Consider the following 17,439-nt stretch of genomic DNA (forward strand, 5'->3'; position numbering starts at 1 on the left):
AATTTTTGTAAATCATTTAAAATTTTTTGTGGGTAACGCGATCAAGCTAAACCAACGATCACGGGGCCAAGTAAGGTCAAAAATACATTTGCCAACGCATAAGTAATAGCAAATGGAACCGTTGGAATTGAATTTCCAGCTTTATCCAAGACCTCACCGAACGCAGGATTGGCACTACGCGCACCTGAAAGCGCACCCGCAAAAACTGCGACATTGTTATATTTAAGGACATAACGCCCAAATAACATGGTTAAGATCAGCGGGACAATGGTGACCACAACACCGATTAAAAATAAAGACAACCCGCTTTCCTTAATGGTTTGGATCGCTTGTAAACCAGACTGCAATCCAACCGCAGCCACAAAACCCGCCAAACCTAAATCGCGAAGAAGCTGAGAAGCTGCAAGTGGCATATTGCCATGTAACTCATTTCGACTACGTAACCACCCAAACACCAAACCTGAAAGTAATGCACCGCCACCTGCACCAAGCGTTAATGGAATACCTCCAACACGAACCACGATTAATCCAATGATTAGACCCACCGCGATACCTGCTCCGTGGAAAACCCAATCTGTTTTCAGGCTTTCTGGTAATGCTTGACCACCTTCTTTAATGACACGCGCAAGGTCACTTTGGGTACCATAGACCGTGACAATATCACCGCGCTGAAAAACCACATCATCCGTCAGGGCGATTTTTTCACCATTACGTTTAATCGAAATAATATAAATGCCATGTTTTAGATATGGCGGGGTATTGGCTTTTAGATCTGCAAGGGTACGATTGATATACTTGGAATGCTTTAAAATCACATCCGTGGTATCCATCACCATTTCCATTCCAGTTGAGGATTGAAGTTCTGAACCAATCTGAGCTGACATCGCGACTACCGCAGGACGACGACCCACCACAAGAACCACATCATCAGCCTGAAGTATGGTGTCTGCACTCGCATCGATCAGTTGATCTTTACGTTTGAGTTTTTCAATCGTAATGCTGCCTGCCTCTGCTTCCAAAGACCCGATCGATTTTCCTGCGGCTTGTTGGACTTTATAGATCCGCCCTACAATCTCAGGCATTGCCATTTCCTGACCTGGTGCTAATTCAATCGCACCTTTGAGCAGTTCAGATTGTGCTTTGATCGCATCATCCCGAATCTCACGACCCATGAACTTCGGCAAGATATTCGAACAAACAATAATCGCACCTAATGAGCCAAAGATATAAGTGACGGCATAACCAATCGCGACATTGGCCTGTAACCTTGAGATTTCATCGACAGGTAAATCTAGCCGAGATAATGCATCGCCTGCTGTACCAATAATCGCAGACTGAGTCATACCACCTGCCGCAAGACCTGCCGCAAGACCTTTATCTAGATGGAAAATTTTTGCCATGATCAGGACGGTAATCAATCCGCAGATGGCCATGAATCCTGCCAGTAATATTTCCTTGATAGATTCCAAACCGAGTGACTTGAAAAATTGCGGGCCACTTTCAAAACCCACGGCATAGATAAATAATGCAAACAGAATTGATTTGACACCATTATCCACAGACACACCAATCAGGCTCAATACCACTGCAACCAATAAAGAGCCTGCTACGCCACCGAGCTGGAATTTTCCCATCTGGAATTTACCAATCCAGAATCCTATAGCGAGAGATAGGAATAAGAGTATCTCTGGACTATGTTTTAATACGCTTTGTAGCCATTCCATTATTTTAACCTCTCACTTTCTTTATTATTAAGTTTAAGAGCTGTTGATTTTGTATTTAAAGCATCCCAATCTTGATTGGGATGCTTTTATCATGAGAGAAATAAAGATTTGAATTTAACCTGTTAAATCGGTGTTTTATTTATAGGTGGTCGATAAAAAAAAAGATCAACTATTATATTTTTAATTAATTGCAACCTGAATACAGCTTATCCCTAGACAATAATATTAAGCTCTACGTCAATATTACCGCGGGTTGCATTGGAATATGGACAGACGATATGCGCCGCATCGACCAATTTTTTTGCCTCTGCTTGATCCATGCCTTCCAAATGAATATTCAGTTTCGCCTCAATACCAAAACCTGTAGGAATCGGGCCAATACCCACTTCACCTTCGATATAGGCATCGGCAGGAATTTTTATTTTATCCCGATTGGCTACGAACTTCATTGCGCCTAAAAAGCAAGCTGAATAGCCGCCAGCAAAAAGTTGTTCTGGATTGGTCACTGCACCACCTGCACCACCCATTTCTTTGGGTACACCCAGTTTTACATTTAAAACACCGTCTGAAGAAACCACTTGACCATCTCGGCCGCCTGTTGCTTTTGCTTGAGCACGATAGACTACTTTTTCAAGCGACATAATTTTTCCTCTAATATCGTTATAAATCTAATATCTTCATAAACTACTCATCTACTCTAAAACGAAAAGATGCTATTTTTTTTAATTTATGTTGTCGAAATACGACCTTATTGTAAAATTAAGTTTTTAAAAGTAAAAAAAATGATTTTTGGGGATTTATTAAAATGCCATAACAGATGCAAAAAAATAATAGCATGATGATTTTCATGAATAATTGATTATAAAGTTAAAATCTGAAACTAAATTTAGAATAACTAAAATAAATTAAAATATTTAAAGCACATCTTCACATTATTTTATTTATATTCAAGTTACATTTGGATTCCAACTTTATTTAGTCAACAAGATACGCCATGATTTCCTTGCTTTTTTCATGTCAATTCAGCATGCTTATTTACAAAATATAAGATCAGATACTTAGGCTATTTATGTCTTACTCACATCATGCTGAACCGCATTTTATTCAACGTACGGGCTGGCTTCGTGCCGCTGTATTAGGTGCAAATGATGGCATTATTTCCGTAACCAGTTTGGTCATGGGCATGGCCGCCAGTGGGGCAAGTTCGCACACTTTGTTTATTGCATGTTTGGCGGGTTTGATTTCAGGGGCAACCTCGATGGCTGCGGGAGAATATGTGTCAGTTCAGTCGCAAAAAGATATTGAACATGCGGATCTAAAGTTTGAAGCCCATTTACTAGAAAAACATCCTCATTTAGAGCTTGAGGAGCTGACTAAAATTTATATTGATCGTGGTTTATCCCCCGAGCTTGCAAAAGAAGTCGCCATTCAACTCACTGAAAAAGATGCGCTCGAAGCACATGCTCGTGATGAAATTGGGATCATCGAACAAACTGCCGCACGTCCAATTCAAGCGGCATTATCCTCTGCCCTGTCTTTTTCACTCGGTGCATTATTTCCAATGTTTGCGATTTTATTGAGCCCAAGTGCTTATACCGCCAAAGTCGTCTTGGGGGTTGGCATTTTCTCTTTAATGTTATTAGGTGCATTGTCGAGCTATTTTGCGGGCACTTCATTATGGAAAGGCAGCTTGAGAATTACGGTTTGGGGAATTTTAGCCATGGCTTTTTCGAGCTGGATCGGCTCGCTATTTCATGTCAGTCCAATGTAAAGTTGATTCACATTTAAAGGTTATGGAGTAATAAACCATGTCAGGCATTCAATTTTGGTTTGATTTTGCAAGCACTTATTCATATCCAGCCGCCATGCAAATTCGCCAATTAAAAGATGAGTATCAATTTAGTCTGCACCCTTTTTTATTAGGTACTATTTTTCAAAAACAAGGACTCAATGATTCACCTTTTAACGTCTATCCTGTTAAAGGACAATATATGTGGCGTGATATGCAAAGGATTTGTGAAAAATTAAAGATTGAATTGAACCGTCCTGAAATTTTTCCACAAAATGGACTTTTGGCTGCGCGAATTAGCTGTCAATATGCTCAGTCAGATTGGATTTTTGATTTTATCTGTGAGGTTTATCAAGCTAATTTTGTACATGGCAAAGACATTAGCCAAATTAAAACCATTGAAAATATATTAGAAAATATGCAGTTAGATAGTCAAATGATTCTTGATACTGCCACGACAGCACAAGCCAGACAAGCTTTAAAACAAAATGGCATTCAAGCTGAACAGCTTAATATTTTTGGTTCACCTTCATTTATAGTAAATGGTGAGCTGTTTTGGGGAAATGATCGCTTAAAAGATGCTTTGGACTGGTCAAAACGTACTGGGTAAATTACAGGTTTTTTTCATTCATATAACGCCAATAGCGTTTCGGCACATATTGAATATGCAGTTTGATGTTGTTACGCGCATCGATATTGACGCTTTTAAAATAGTCTTTCCAAAGCTGATCATATAAGCTTTCGTTTTCATCCAGCTCTAAACTAAAATCCTGACTAAAGCCATTGTGGATATTTTTATCCAATGTCGAGGCATCCAGTTCAATCTGATGCGTTTGTTGTAAGTCATAATAAATCCCATAATGACGTTTTTCATCATAAATCAACCACTTTTGATCCTGATAACGGGCTTTAAAATGTTTTTCAATCAACGGCAAGACATTAAAATCTGGACGCACCAAACTAATAAATAAGCCTTCTTGAGTTTTCTTAAATCGGACAAAAGCCTCCATACGGTGTTTTTCTCGACCGACTTGTTTTGTCCATTGTGATACCCCCAATACATCGGCATGACCATAATTTTTTTCAACCGAAAATGGCGTTTGAAAGACATAAATCGCAAAATTAAATAAATGCTGAAACGCAATCAATTGTTCAGATAAAAACGTGTAATAAAAGCGCTTTAATCCTTCGGAAGAAAGTTTTTGACTCAAGCCTGCCCAGACTCGTTGCGCCTGCTGCTCATGACTTGCAACCACAATACTTTCTGCAAAAAGCGAATCCTGTACTTGATGTTGTAATGCCAGTTGCACTTCAAACTCTTTAAACTGAAATGCCCGAAAGACACAGCTTAATAGTCCAGTTAAACTTCCATCAAATTGATAAATGATCATGTTTAACCATTAGCTCAGAATCAGCATATTAAAAACCAAACCCTAATTGGGGTGAGATTTGCTTGGTATATTTGGACTGCCCTGATTGTAAAATTTGTTGGCGCACCTGATGTGGCTGTAAATCACGTTGAAACTGTGGTGTATCCACACAGCGAATGAAATGCTGCGCCCGACTATATGCCACGCCCATCCGTTTAAGTTGATCAATGCGCAATGCTCCAAAACGCCGAGCCTGCACAATTTTTTGCGCTGATTTCACCCCAATTCCAGGAACGCGTAAAATCATTTTGTAATCCGCTTGGTTTAAATCAACGGGAAATTGTTCTGGATGGCGCAGCGCCCAACTCAGTTTAGGATCAATATCCAAATCCAGATTAGGATGTTGCGGATTAACAATTTCATCAGCAGCAAAGCCATAAAAACGCATCAACCAATCCGACTGATACAAACGATTTTCACGCAGCAATGGCGGCGCTGAACCAATGGCAGGTAAGGCTTTTTCTTGTTCGTTGATGGGAATATAACCTGAATAATAGACCCGTTTTAGTTTAAATTCCTTGTAATGCTGATCTGCCATCATCATCACATCATAATCAGTTTCACTGGCTGCTCCGACCACAATTTGTGTGGTTTGCCCTGCGGGCACAAACTTGGGAACAGAACGAATCAGTTTGCGTTCATCTTTAAACTGAATCAGGCGATCTCGAACAATGCCTAAATCCTTTTGCACTTCTGCATGCGTTTTTTCTGGAGCAAAGCGTTTTAATCCTGCTTCTGTCGGCATTTCCAGATTAATGCTCATCCGGTCTGCATATAATCCTGCCTCAGTAATCAACTCTGGTGATGCCCCTGGAATAGTTTTGAGATGAATATAGCCATTAAAGTTTTCTTCCAGACGTAGTTTTTTGACCACCTGCAACATCCGCTCCATGGTATGGTCGGCAGATTTGAAAATCCCTGAACTTAAAAATAAACCTTCAATATAATTACGGCGATAAAAGTTAATGGTTAAATCCACAACTTCCTGCACGGTAAATGCGGCACGTTGAATGTCATTGGAGCGGCGTGAAACACAATAGGCACAATCAAAAATACACACATTGCTCAATAAAATTTTAAGCAATGAAACACAGCGACCATCTTCGGTATAAGAATGACAAATGCCTGAACCTGTATTGCCCAGTCCTTTGTCTTTATTTTTCCGATTGCTGCCACTGGATGAGCAAGATACATCATATTTGGCAGCATCGGCTAAAATCTGTAGTTTTTCGCGGATACGATCAGACATGAAAATCCACCTTATAATTCACATTCGTTTATTATAAAAAATCAACGCTGATGAGGGGATTTGTATTCATTTTAAACGACATGAGATGTCGCTTAAAATGTAACGGATAGGTCTTAAACATTCAATATCAAAATAATAAATGCGCCTCATGCTGCTGATGTTCAACGGTCATTTCGTGTTCATCTTTTAGATTGACACCCGAAAAATCCAGTTGCAGAGATTTTCTCATTAAAGCAATTAAGCGCTGTGTTGCAATCAATATGGGAAGTCCCGCTGGACGTACATTTGAAATGCAATTGCGCATCGCATCATGACAACCCAGATGAGCATCATAAGTATAATAGATCCCTAAACTATCGGGCGAACTGAGACCCGGACGCTCTCCAATCAGCATCACTAACATTTTAGCATTCAAAATCTGGGCGACTTCATCGCCTAATGCAACCCGACTGCCCTGTGCGATGATCAAAGGCGCAACTGACCATTTCAGTGCTTTAAACTCAGCCATTAGATGTTCAATCAAAACGGGCGCATTCTCATCGATGGCACGGGCTGACAAACCATCTCCCATGACGATGACAACATCATATTTATTGGGATTTTGGGCTTGATAGTGTTTTAATTCCTGACGTGAATTTTCACTTAAACTTCGCCCCAAATCTGGTCGTTTAAGATAAGTTTCTTTATCTACAGCACAGCTTTGAATCAACAGTAATTGATGATTTAAATGGGATAACTTTCTTTTGAATAATTCGATATCCAATGCCTGCAAAACCGCATCTTTGGCCTGCGCATGTGCCAATTGGAATTCAAGCAAAGGTTTGGTCGGCACACTACAGCCAACACGTCCCAATGCAATTCGTGCATCAGTAAAATTTTTAAGCTTGCTCCAGACATCTTCATGTAATGACTGTGGGTATTGAGTATCTTTCATCAAGTTCACGACAACCTCCATTTAAGACATCAGCAAACGTGAAAATTTCTCAGGCATTTGTTCTGCCCAGTGAATATGATGCTGCGATTGTTTGAAAATGCCTTGTTGCTCCAACCATGCCGTAAACTCAGGTGCGGGCTCTAGCCCTAATAATTGACGTACATACAGCGCATCATGAAATGACGTGGTCTGATAATTCAACATCACATCATCTGAACCAGGAATTCCCATAATAAAATTAATTCCTGCATTACCTAATAAGGTCAGTAAAATATCCATATCGTCCTGATCAGCATCGGCATGATTGGTATAGCAAATATCACAGCCCATCGGCACACCCAATAATTTGCCACAAAAATGATCTTCCAAACCTGCTCGGATAATTTGCTTACCATTATAAAGGTATTCAGGCCCAATGAAGCCAACTACAGTATTGACCAGTAGCGGCTTAAACTTTCGGGCAACAGCATAAGCACGGGCTTCGATGGTCTGCTGATCGACCCCAAAATGGGCATTACTGGATAAAGCACTGCCCTGACCTGTTTCAAAGTACATGACATTTTGCCCCAAAGTTCCACGTTTTAAACTTAATGCCGCCTCATAACCTTCCTGTAAAACAGACAGAGAAATACCAAAGGCATCATTGGCCTGTTGCGTTCCTGCAATGGACTGAAACATTAAATCAATCGGCACACCTCGATCTGCCAGTTCAATCCCCGAAGTGACATGAGTTAAAACGCAAGACTGTGTTGGAATTTCATAATGCTGAATCACATGATCCAGTAATTTCAACAGCTCAGATAAATTCTGTAAATTATCGGTGGCAGGGTTAATCCCAATCACCGCATCGCCATTACCATACATTAAACCATCCAGAATACTGGCCGAGATTCCAAGCAGATCATCGGTGGGATGATTCGGTTGCAATCGAGTGGATAAATGTCCCTCCAGACCGATGGTATTTCGAAATTGGGTAATGACCTGACATTTTTTCGCAACCAAAATCAAATCTTGGTTACGCATGATCTTACTCACCGCAGCGACCATTTCAGGCGTGAGTCCAGTTGCCAATTCAGTCAGTTTTTCAGTGGTGGCATCCGCAGAAAGTAACCAATTTCGAAAATCACCTACGGTAAAATGCGAAATTGGATAAAATGCCAAAGCATCATGTTCATCAATAATTAAACGCGTGATTTCATCCTGTTCATAGGCTGTCACCGTTTCATTCAAAAAATGTTTGAGCGGTAAATCGGCTAAAGCCATTTGTGCTGCGACACGTTCCGTTGCATCCTTTGCCGCCACACCAGCCAGTTGATCTCCCGAGCGTTCAGGTGTTGCTTTTGCCAATAATGTTTTTAAGTCCTTAAACACATATCGCTGTTGGGCAACGATGATTTCAAATGACATGACAATTCCCCTAGCGCAAATCTTCTTCAGCCGATTTAATATTGGCAAATTCCTCTTCAGGCGTACCTGTCACTAAATGATGCCGACTATAAAACATAAAATATAAAATAAACGCCACATAAATCGCTGCTGCCATCAACCAGACTTTAGGATCCACTAAAAAGCCTGCCACGACTGCAATCGCCGATAAAATTAGTGCAATCGAAGCAGTCACAATGCCACCCGGAGCTTTATAAGGACGAGGCAAATTTGGACGTGAAATTTTGAGTTTGATATAAGACAACATCATCAACACATAAGAGAGCGTTGCACCAAAAACAGCCATTAAAATAAGTAAATCCCCCTCCCCAGATAACGATAATAAAAAGCCAATAATGCCAGGAATAATAATCGCCCAATGTGGAGTTTTATTTTTATTGGTCAGCGATAACTTTTTAGGTAAATAACCTGCACGAGACAATGCGAAGATTTGTCGTGAATAGGCATAAATAATTGAAAAGAAACTTGCAATGAGTCCAGCTAAACCAACAAAATTTACAAAACTGGCCAACCATGTATTTTTGCCATAAACAGCTACCAACGCATCCACCAATGGCGCACCAGAGGCTTTTAATTGATCCGCACCTGCTGCACCCGCCCCTAAAAATAAAATAAGCAAGGCAAAAGCAGCTAAAATCAACATGGAACCAATCAAACCGCGTGGTAAGGATTTCGCTGGATCTTTGGCCTCTTCTGCTGCTAAAGGCACTCCTTCAACGGCCAAAAAGAACCAGATAGCATATGGCACCGCCGCCCAGATCCCGATATAGCCCATGGGTAAAAAATTACTTGCTCCCGCATGATCTGTGACCGCAATATTAAATAAATTGGCGCTATTAAAATGTGGAATCATCGCAATAATAAAGACAAACAATGCAACACAAGCAACGGCGGTAATGACAAACATGATTTTTAGGGCTTCACCTGCACCTTTTAAATGAATCCCCATAAAAATCAGATAACAAACTAAATAAACGATCCATCCGCCAATACCAAATAAGGACTGGCAATATGCACCGATAAATACAGCAATCGCAGCGGGTGCAATCGCATATTCAATCAAAATGGCCGTCCCTGTCAGATAACCTCCCAATGGCCCAAAGGCTGTGCGGGCAAAACTATAACCGCCTCCCGCCGTAGGTAGCATGGTTGACATTTCCGACATGGCAAGACACATACATAAATACATGATGGCGACGACCACAGTGGCAATAAACATACCTCCCCAGCCACCTTGCGCGAGACCAAAATTCCAACCCGCAAAATCCCCAGAAATGACATAAGCCACACCGAGTCCAACCAGAAGTATCCAGCCAACTGCGCCTTGTTTTAGCTGCCTTTGGGCAAAATATTCATGATGGCTTTTATGTTCATCTTGAGACGAAGCAATATCACTTGCAATGGATTTGGTTTCTGACATGAGCTTTCTCTCATTTTTCATTTTTATGAGAAGAAACAAGCATAATTCATACCAGATATTTGGAATTTAAACGTCTAAGGCATGTAAAGTGACAAAGTTCACCATTAAAATATGGGCTAGATCCACAAAAATCAGAAGCAATTCATCAAGCTCATCATTTAATAAAAAAATACTGAACATGATTTGCTTCTTTTGAACAATTCAGGCTATGGTGAGTAAAACATCTGGATCATAAGAATATGTCAATATTACAGCAGCTTGGAATTAAACACCCGATTCTGTTAGCTCCGATGGCAGGTGTATCAACACCTGAACTAGCAGCCGAAGTCTCCAACAGTGGTGGCTTAGGTTCTTTGGGTCTTGGAGCAAATAATGTCAGTTCGGCTAGAGAACAAATACTTAAAACCCAAGCCCTTACAGATGCGCCATTTCAAGTGAATTTCTTTTGCCATCAACCTCAAATTTTAAATGAGCAGGAAGCTCAACGTTGGATCGAGTATTTAACCCCAGAATTTGAACGTTTTCATGTACAACCGCCGCGAACCTTGCAATGTATTTACCCAAGCTTTTTGGACCATGATGACTTTTTAAATTTGATATTGGAAACACAACCCAAAGCGGTCAGTTTTCATTTTGGAATTCCACATCCTCATCAAATACAGGCTTTAAAACAAGCAGGAATCATCACATTGGTTTCTGCAACTAATCTGGCTGAAGCTAAAGCGATTGAGGCAGCTGGAATTGATATCATTATTGCACAAGGTATCGAAGCGGGTGGGCATCGTGGAATATTCAATGCCGATCTAGATGGTGCTGTAAAAACAGCGGATCTGGTACAACTGATGACTCAGCATTGTGATACACCTGTGATTGCGGCAGGCGGGATTATGAATGGTCGTCAAGCCAAAAAAATCATCAGCTTAGGTGCACAAGCCGTTCAACTCGGCACCGCTTTTGTGCAATGTAAAACTTCAAATGCCAATGCAGCTTATCGTCAGGCACTTTTAAATCAGCCCCTTACCCAAATCACATCCAGTATTTCTGGTCGACCTGCGCGCGGCATTATTAATCACTGGCATACTCAGGTTGACCATCCACAACGCCCAACTGTAGCGGCTTACCCTTATGCTTATGATCTGGCTAAACAACTACATGCTATCGCAACTCAGGCAGGTGATTCTGGCTATGGTGCGTTTTGGGCAGGCAGTAATGTCGCACAAATTCGTGAAATGGAAGCACGAGATTTAATCAATCAATTGATTTTAGAAATGAGTGAATAAGCTGAATAGATGCAGATTTCTTTTATAATTTTTTTACTTCTCACTTCAGGAGAAAAATAAAGAGGAGCTAAACAATGATGAAAGAAAAGCGATAAAAGACATCTATTCAGTATCTAAAAATGATGCATGCTTTTCTACCAGCATATAGACCAAATCAAGCTCAGGACACTCATAACCCAATCCCGTTAAGGCTGCGGTAATCTGCCCTCGATGCTGGGTCGCATGTTTAAACACATGTAATAACGTCGCTGCATAAGGTAAACACTTTGCTTCACCACTTGCCGTTTGATAACTGAACTGACTGTTCAAATTTTCTTGATCTAACTGCTCAAGAAAAGTGATCCAGTTTTTAGCTCTTGACTCTAATTCTATAAATAATTGCACAGGATCCTGTTCAACAATAGCATTCAGTGTCATTTTGGGAGAAATAGACTGGGCAAACCGCGCGTACCAAAGTAAATGTTCACCGACCAAAAGATGATTCAATGTTCCCAAAATGCTGCCAAAAAATAAACCGGCATCACAATGCAGTTCATCATCAGATAATGGCTTCAAGCTATTCAATAATCGCTGCGTTGCCCAGACATTATATTCAGCTAAAAGCAGTAGACTTTCCTTACTGATTTTATAAATATCCGTCATGGCTGCTTATCCTTAATTGATCACCAATAAATCGACCTGTTCCACTTGGACATCACTCATGATATGTCCTTGATCCAATAATTGATTAAAATAAGCTTCCACGACTTGAGCCTGTTGATGGGTCGTTTCAACTTGATACATATTTTGGCGAAACTCATTACTTGAACGTAAGCCTTTGGTGTACCAAGCAATATGTTTACGTGCGATGCGACAGCCTGAATATTCGCCATAAAACTGATACAGCTCATCCAGATGCCCCAGCAACACCTGTTTCACTTCAGCGATACTGGGTGCAGCCAAATGTTCACCTGTTTTCAAATAATGGGCAATTTCCCGAAAAATCCACGGACGGCCCTGCGCTGCACGCCCAATCATGATCGCATCAGCACCCGTATAATCCAGCACAAATTTAGCCTTTTCTGGACCATCAATATCGCCATTAGCAATTACAGGAATATTTAGAAGTTGCTTTACTTCCTTAATCAAATCATAACGCGCGGTATTTAAATACATATCTTCACGAGTTCGACCATGTAAGGCCAATGCTGCTATGCCTGCTTGTTCGGCACGTTGCGCAACTCGTAGAATATTTTCATGACCATTTAAAAAACCTAGTCGAGTTTTTAAGGTCACAGGAACATCCACTGCAGCAACCACGCTATCTAAAATACGTGCCACCAGATCTTCATCCTGTAACAAGGCTGAGCCTGCCAGCTTATTGCAGACTTTTTTAGCAGGACAACCCATATTAATGTCCACGATTTGGGCACCATTTTCGACTTGATAACGTGCCGCTTCAGCCAGTTGCTCAGGGTCAGAACCTGCAATTTGTGCCGAAATAGGCGCAAGCTCACCATCAAAATTAGCACGATATAAACTTTTTTTCGTCATACGCAGTGTTTTGTCGGCGGTCATCATTTCACTGACCGCATGCCCTGCTCCAAAATATTTGCATAGCGAACGAAATGGACGGTCAGTGACTCCGGCCATTGGGGCAACGATTAAATTATTTGACAGTTGATAGGAGCCAATATACATAATATTCATGCTTTTTTTGATCAACATAGTATACTGCATCTGTCTTTTTTGCTCATCTTTTTATCAAGGTGCCCTGCTTGCATGAATAGCCCAATTAAATCTGGTTTTTATTTAAAATCATTGAGCACAATTACGTTGAGTCTTGCATTAGTTGGATGCGGTGATGGTAATTGGTGGTCTCAAAAAGATGAGCCAGAATTTAAAGCAGAACAGATTAAACGTGTGATTCCGACACGCGTAAATGGTCGTGAATCTTGGGCCAATGATATTGACGACATTATGGAAAAATTAGGCATTCCAAAAACCAAAGAAAATGTATGCAGTATTGTCGCCGTGGTCGATCAAGAATCTAATTTTGTGGCTGATCCCGTGGTACCTGGCTTGGGTGCGAAAGCGGTTAAAGAAGTTAATACACGTTTAAATGAAAAATTTGAAGAAAAGCTAGGGACTACGATTGGTGGTCAAGTTGCGGGTTATTTTGAGGACGTACTCAAAAACCAACCCTCTCCAGATAATAATTATATGAGCCAAATGCGTAAAGTCCGTACAGAACGCGATCTGGATTTACTTTATCGCCAGATTTTTGATTTTATGGCGAGTCATTACCATGTCAGTGCCCTAACAGGTGCAGCCAAACTGGTGGGTCAGGATATTGGCGAAAAGATGAATCCGATTACTACGCTGGGTTCCATGCAGGTGCTGATTACTTATGCTCAGGATCATAAGCGTTCACGCATGAATACCAATGAATTACGTGACGATTTATATACACAATATGGTGGCTTGTATTATGGAATACATCGTTTAATGATGTATCCTGCCGATTATAATAAATCGATTTATCGATTTGCTGATTATAATTCAGGCATGTATTCAAGTCGTAACGCGGCTTTTCAAAGTATGCTCAATGATTTAACACCGAAAGAACTGGATCTGGATGGTGATTTATTGCTTTATAATAAAGATGGCAGTCCTCGTGCGGTTCTTAGCCAATCTGAGAAAGAACTTATCTCTGTCTTTGCGCAAAATAATGTACTGGTGACACCACGTCAAATTCGTTCAGATCTAAAAAAAGAGAAAGAGAAATCTTTTGAAGATACTCAAACCTATATTGCAGTGAAAAAACTATACAAAACAAAGACAGGCAAAGAACCTATTTATGCCATCATGCCACAAGTCATTATTTCTGGGCCTAAATTAAGCCGAGATTACAATACCAACTGGTTTGCCTCCCGCGTCAATGGAAGATATGAAACATGTATGCAACGAGCGAAAAGAATAAGACTATAAATCTCGCCCTGTTTGATTTTGACGGAACACTCTGTACGAAAGATAGTTTCACTGGCTTTATTTTTTATACTTTGTCTAAAAGACATATCATGCGTAAAGGCCTGAGAATTCTTCCATGGATTCAGGCTTATTATTTAAAACTTTATCCCGCTGATGCTATGCGCGCCAAGCTTTTTAGTACGATGTTTAAAGGAAATTCAGCAAAACAACTACAGCAACTGGGTCAAGAATACGCGCAAACTTTAGTGAAAAATCTGGACACTCAGCTATTTCAACGCCTATTACAACATCAGGCGCAAGGCGATAAAGTGGTACTGGTTTCTGCTTCAATCGATTTGTATCTGAAACCAGTGTGTGAACTCCTCAATATCGATCTGATCTGTACACAAGTTGAAATCCATAATGGATTCATTACAGGTCAATATTCTACACCCGACTGTAGTTCTGAGCAGAAAAAGATTCGGGTTCATGAGGCTTATCATCTCAATGATTACGCGCATGTTTATGCGTATGGCAATAGCTATGAAGATTTACAGATGTTTAGTCTGGCAGATAGCTGCTATATGGTCGGAGAAGATCAACAGTTACCTCGATTAGCAGATGTAAAAAAACTCGCCTAAGCGAGTTGTTTTATTTTTAAAATTTAGTAAATCGCCATGTGGTTACGATGGATCATTTCCAGTGAACGCGCTTCACCTAGCACTTGATAGACTTTGTCCGAAGCCAATCCTTTAATAATATCAGCAGATTGTGAGCTAAAATTGACTCGCCCGACGGCAATACGTTTACCCGATTTGTCTACACATTCCACCACATCACCACGATCAAAATGTCCTTCGACCGCTTTCACACCCACAGGTAATAAACTGCGATGACGCTCCTTAATCGCCTCCACAGCACCATCATCAATAATTAAACGACCTGCGGTTTGTAAATGTGCTGCCAACCATTGCTGATGCGCGGTCATACGGTCTTTATCGGTACTAAATAAAGTTCCGAGCATTTCACCTGCCATCAAACGTGATAAAACACGATCGCTTTCACCACTGGCGATCAGCGTTGGACAGCCTGATTTAGCAGCAAGACGTGCTGCACGGACTTTAGTGACCATTCCGCCACGACCAAGCACTCCACCACCGCCTGCCATTTCAAACAAACTGTCATCTAAAGCACGGACTTCAGTTAGGAGCTTGGCATCTGGATTACTGCGTGGATCGGAATCAAACATGCCTTGTTGATCGGTCAGAATAATTAATAAATCTGCATGCACTTGCCCTGCCACCATGGCTGCCAAGGTATCGTTATCACCAAAACGAATTTCATCGGTGGATACCGTATCATTTTCATTAATGACAGGAATCACACGCCAGTCAATCAGATTTTGCAGAGCATCACAAGAGTTCAAGTAACGACGGCGATCGGCAAGATCATCATGTGTCAAAAGCACTTGTGCAGTCTGAATATGATGCTTTTCAAGTACACTTGACCAAGTGTGGATCAAGCCCATTTGACCAATAGCCGCACAGGCTTGCAGGCTGGGTAGATCGGTGGGTCGGCTGGTCAGTTTCATGCGTACCATCCCTTCAGCTACAGCACCAGACGAAACCAAAATAATTTCGTGTCCAGCAGTGTGTAGATCAGCAATTTGCATTGCCCAATGCGAGATTGCATCTAAATCTAAACCTTGCCCGTTTGCTGTGAGTAGCGATGATCCGATTTTAACAACGATTCGTTTACACGCATTGAGCTGACGTTGCCCATCCACCACTTCTATCATGTTTTCCTCAAATTATTTCCCCCTTGCGAAGCAGAGACGAGTGCTTCTCAGGGAGAATTAAAGGTTTTTTAAAAAGCCAAATTGCGAACTCTAGTCACGTACATAAATACTTTCGACATCGTTATCATCATCTTCGTCATCGAAGTCATCATCATCTTCACCAGCCAGTAAGCCTTCCAGACGTTGTGCACGGCGCATAGCACGATATGCTTCTTTGGCTGCGATGGTTTGTTCTCGCGTTTCAGCTTCAAGCTGCTCACGGAATGCTTTCACTTCTGCTGCGTATTCTGGATCTTCAACTTCACGTTCGCGTTGTTGTTCAATCTGATCCATGAGGTAATACACCACAGGTTTAGTGCCTTCCTCTAACAAACCAGAAGTCTTAAACACTGGTCCTGTCCATTGCAATTCATCAATGATGTGTTGACACCATTCATCACGGCTGTCTTCATCCAATTGATCCAGTTTGTTTAAAACCAATACAATCGGCAGTTTCGCCAAGGTCGGAGAGAATTTTTCCAGTTCCGCCACAATCGCTCTAGCATTATGCGCAGGATCTGAACCATCAATCGGTTGCACATCTACGATATGTAATAAAATACGAGTACGCGCCAAATGTTTCAGGAAGCGAATTCCGAGCCCTGCACCTTCTGCTGCACCTTCAATCAAACCTGGAATATCTGCCATCACAAATGAGCGATGACGATCGGCATCAACCACACCCAGATTTGGCACCATCGTGGTAAACGGATAATCCGCAACTTTCGGTTTCGCCGCACTGACTGCACGGATAAAAGTAGATTTACCCGCATTTGGCATACCGAGCAAACCAACATCTGCCAATACTTTGAGCTCTAAACGAATTTCACGAAATTCGCCTTTGACACCTGTAGTAAATTTACGCGGTGCACGGTTGGTTGATGATTTAAAATGAGTATTTCCCAAACCACCATCGCCACCATGAGCAACTAAAACACGCTGACCGTCTTTGACCAAATCGCCAATAATATCGCCTGAGTCAGTATCAACAATGGTTGTTCCCACAGGAACTTTTAAAATAACATCTTCACCGCCACGACCTGAGCAGTTCGCACCTGAACCATTTTTTCCACGTTCTGCACGGAATTTACGCGTATAACGATAGTCCACCAGTGTACTGGTATCATCATCCGCTTGGATATACACGCTACCACCACGACCACCGTCGCCGCCATCTGGCCCACCAAACGGTACAAATTTTTCACGGCGAAAACTGGCTACGCCATTGCCACCGTCGCCAGCATCTACGGTAATGACTGCTTCATCAACAAAGCGCATGTGCCAATCCTCTGAAATCTCTAAAAACCGCCTATTCTGCCATATTTTACTAAAATTCTCGAATAGAAAATGCAGACAAACTCTGAGTTTGCTAAAAAAACAC

Annotated in this window: 16 protein-coding genes; 5 read left to right on the forward strand and 11 right to left on the reverse strand. The window is 41.3% G+C overall.

Features of this window, described 5'->3' with window-relative positions:
• Positions 1-41: 41 nt before the first annotated feature.
• A complete protein-coding gene (gene aspT, locus I6L31_RS04895; protein WP_035272147.1) occupies positions 42-1,727 on the reverse strand; it encodes an aspartate-alanine antiporter in 1,686 nt (561 codons plus the stop codon).
• A 209-nt stretch (positions 1,728-1,936) separates the two neighbouring features.
• On the reverse strand, positions 1,937-2,365 hold the full coding sequence (locus tag I6L31_RS04900) for an organic hydroperoxide resistance protein (protein WP_005004952.1): 429 nt from the start codon (positions 2,363-2,365) through the stop codon (positions 1,937-1,939).
• A 428-nt stretch (positions 2,366-2,793) separates the two neighbouring features.
• Here I6L31_RS04900 and I6L31_RS04905 point away from each other — a divergent pair, with 428 nt between their 5' ends.
• Both I6L31_RS04905 and I6L31_RS04910 read left to right on the forward strand, forming a co-directional pair.
• A complete protein-coding gene (locus tag I6L31_RS04905; RefSeq protein WP_005004953.1) occupies positions 2,794-3,495 on the forward strand; it encodes a VIT1/CCC1 transporter family protein in 702 nt (233 codons plus the stop codon).
• 37 nt (positions 3,496-3,532) lie between these two features.
• Complete coding sequence (locus I6L31_RS04910) at positions 3,533-4,123, forward strand: 2-hydroxychromene-2-carboxylate isomerase (protein ID WP_005004954.1); 591 nt, start codon at positions 3,533-3,535, stop codon at positions 4,121-4,123.
• Between the two features lies 1 nt (position 4,124).
• Here I6L31_RS04910 and I6L31_RS04915 read toward each other — a convergent pair whose 3' ends face one another.
• The 5 genes from I6L31_RS04915 to eat all read right to left on the reverse strand — a co-directional run bounded on the left by I6L31_RS04915 (position 4,125) and on the right by eat (position 9,992).
• Positions 4,125-4,904, reverse strand: a complete 780-nt coding sequence (locus tag I6L31_RS04915; protein ID WP_005004957.1) for a TIGR03915 family putative DNA repair protein — start codon at positions 4,902-4,904, stop codon at positions 4,125-4,127.
• Between the two features lie 28 nt (positions 4,905-4,932).
• Positions 4,933-6,192 (reverse strand): putative DNA modification/repair radical SAM protein, encoded by a 1,260-nt coding sequence (locus I6L31_RS04920; RefSeq protein ID WP_005004959.1) that lies wholly within the window; start codon positions 6,190-6,192, stop codon positions 4,933-4,935.
• A 127-nt stretch (positions 6,193-6,319) separates the two neighbouring features.
• Positions 6,320-7,135 carry an ethanolamine ammonia-lyase subunit EutC gene (gene eutC, locus I6L31_RS04925; RefSeq protein ID WP_005004960.1) on the reverse strand — a complete coding sequence of 272 codons (816 nt, stop codon included), beginning with the start codon at positions 7,133-7,135 and terminating at the stop codon, positions 6,320-6,322.
• A gap of 12 nt (positions 7,136-7,147) precedes the next feature.
• A complete protein-coding gene (locus tag I6L31_RS04930) occupies positions 7,148-8,533 on the reverse strand; it encodes an ethanolamine ammonia-lyase subunit EutB (protein WP_005004961.1) in 1,386 nt (461 codons plus the stop codon).
• Between the two features lie 10 nt (positions 8,534-8,543).
• Positions 8,544-9,992 carry an ethanolamine permease gene (eat, locus tag I6L31_RS04935; RefSeq protein ID WP_004986951.1) on the reverse strand — a complete coding sequence of 483 codons (1,449 nt, stop codon included), beginning with the start codon at positions 9,990-9,992 and terminating at the stop codon, positions 8,544-8,546.
• A 239-nt stretch (positions 9,993-10,231) separates the two neighbouring features.
• Here eat and I6L31_RS04940 point away from each other — a divergent pair, with 239 nt between their 5' ends.
• Positions 10,232-11,272 carry an NAD(P)H-dependent flavin oxidoreductase gene (locus I6L31_RS04940; protein ID WP_004986954.1) on the forward strand — a complete coding sequence of 347 codons (1,041 nt, stop codon included), beginning with the start codon at positions 10,232-10,234 and terminating at the stop codon, positions 11,270-11,272.
• A gap of 102 nt (positions 11,273-11,374) precedes the next feature.
• On the opposite strand, the gene I6L31_RS04945 is transcribed toward I6L31_RS04940, so the two are convergent.
• Both I6L31_RS04945 and dusB read right to left on the reverse strand, forming a co-directional pair.
• A complete protein-coding gene (locus I6L31_RS04945; RefSeq protein ID WP_004986956.1) occupies positions 11,375-11,914 on the reverse strand; it encodes a DinB family protein in 540 nt (179 codons plus the stop codon).
• A gap of 12 nt (positions 11,915-11,926) precedes the next feature.
• Complete coding sequence (dusB, locus tag I6L31_RS04950) at positions 11,927-12,952, reverse strand: tRNA dihydrouridine synthase DusB (RefSeq protein WP_010588982.1); 1,026 nt, start codon at positions 12,950-12,952, stop codon at positions 11,927-11,929.
• An 81-nt stretch (positions 12,953-13,033) separates the two neighbouring features.
• On the opposite strand from dusB, the gene I6L31_RS04955 reads away from it, so the two are divergent.
• Both I6L31_RS04955 and I6L31_RS04960 read left to right on the forward strand, forming a co-directional pair.
• Positions 13,034-14,242, forward strand: a complete 1,209-nt coding sequence (locus I6L31_RS04955) for a DUF1615 domain-containing protein (RefSeq protein WP_004996734.1) — start codon at positions 13,034-13,036, stop codon at positions 14,240-14,242.
• The gene (locus I6L31_RS04960; RefSeq protein WP_004986961.1) at positions 14,209-14,862 is read left to right on the forward strand and encodes an HAD-IB family hydrolase; all 654 of its coding nucleotides are present in this window, start codon (positions 14,209-14,211) and stop codon (positions 14,860-14,862) included. Before I6L31_RS04955 ends, I6L31_RS04960 begins: the two co-directional genes overlap by 34 nt.
• Positions 14,863-14,885: 23 nt before the next feature.
• Here the strand turns inward: I6L31_RS04960 and proB are convergent, their stop codons facing one another.
• Together proB and cgtA are read right to left on the reverse strand one after the other, a co-directional pair.
• Complete coding sequence (gene proB, locus I6L31_RS04965; protein WP_004986962.1) at positions 14,886-16,019, reverse strand: glutamate 5-kinase; 1,134 nt, start codon at positions 16,017-16,019, stop codon at positions 14,886-14,888.
• A gap of 90 nt (positions 16,020-16,109) precedes the next feature.
• Positions 16,110-17,336 (reverse strand): Obg family GTPase CgtA, encoded by a 1,227-nt coding sequence (gene cgtA, locus I6L31_RS04970; RefSeq protein ID WP_004986963.1) that lies wholly within the window; start codon positions 17,334-17,336, stop codon positions 16,110-16,112.
• Positions 17,337-17,439: the final 103 nt, after the last annotated feature.

It is taken from the genome of Acinetobacter septicus, from assembly GCF_019355975.1.
Classification (GTDB): Bacteria; Pseudomonadota; Gammaproteobacteria; order Pseudomonadales; family Moraxellaceae; genus Acinetobacter; species Acinetobacter ursingii.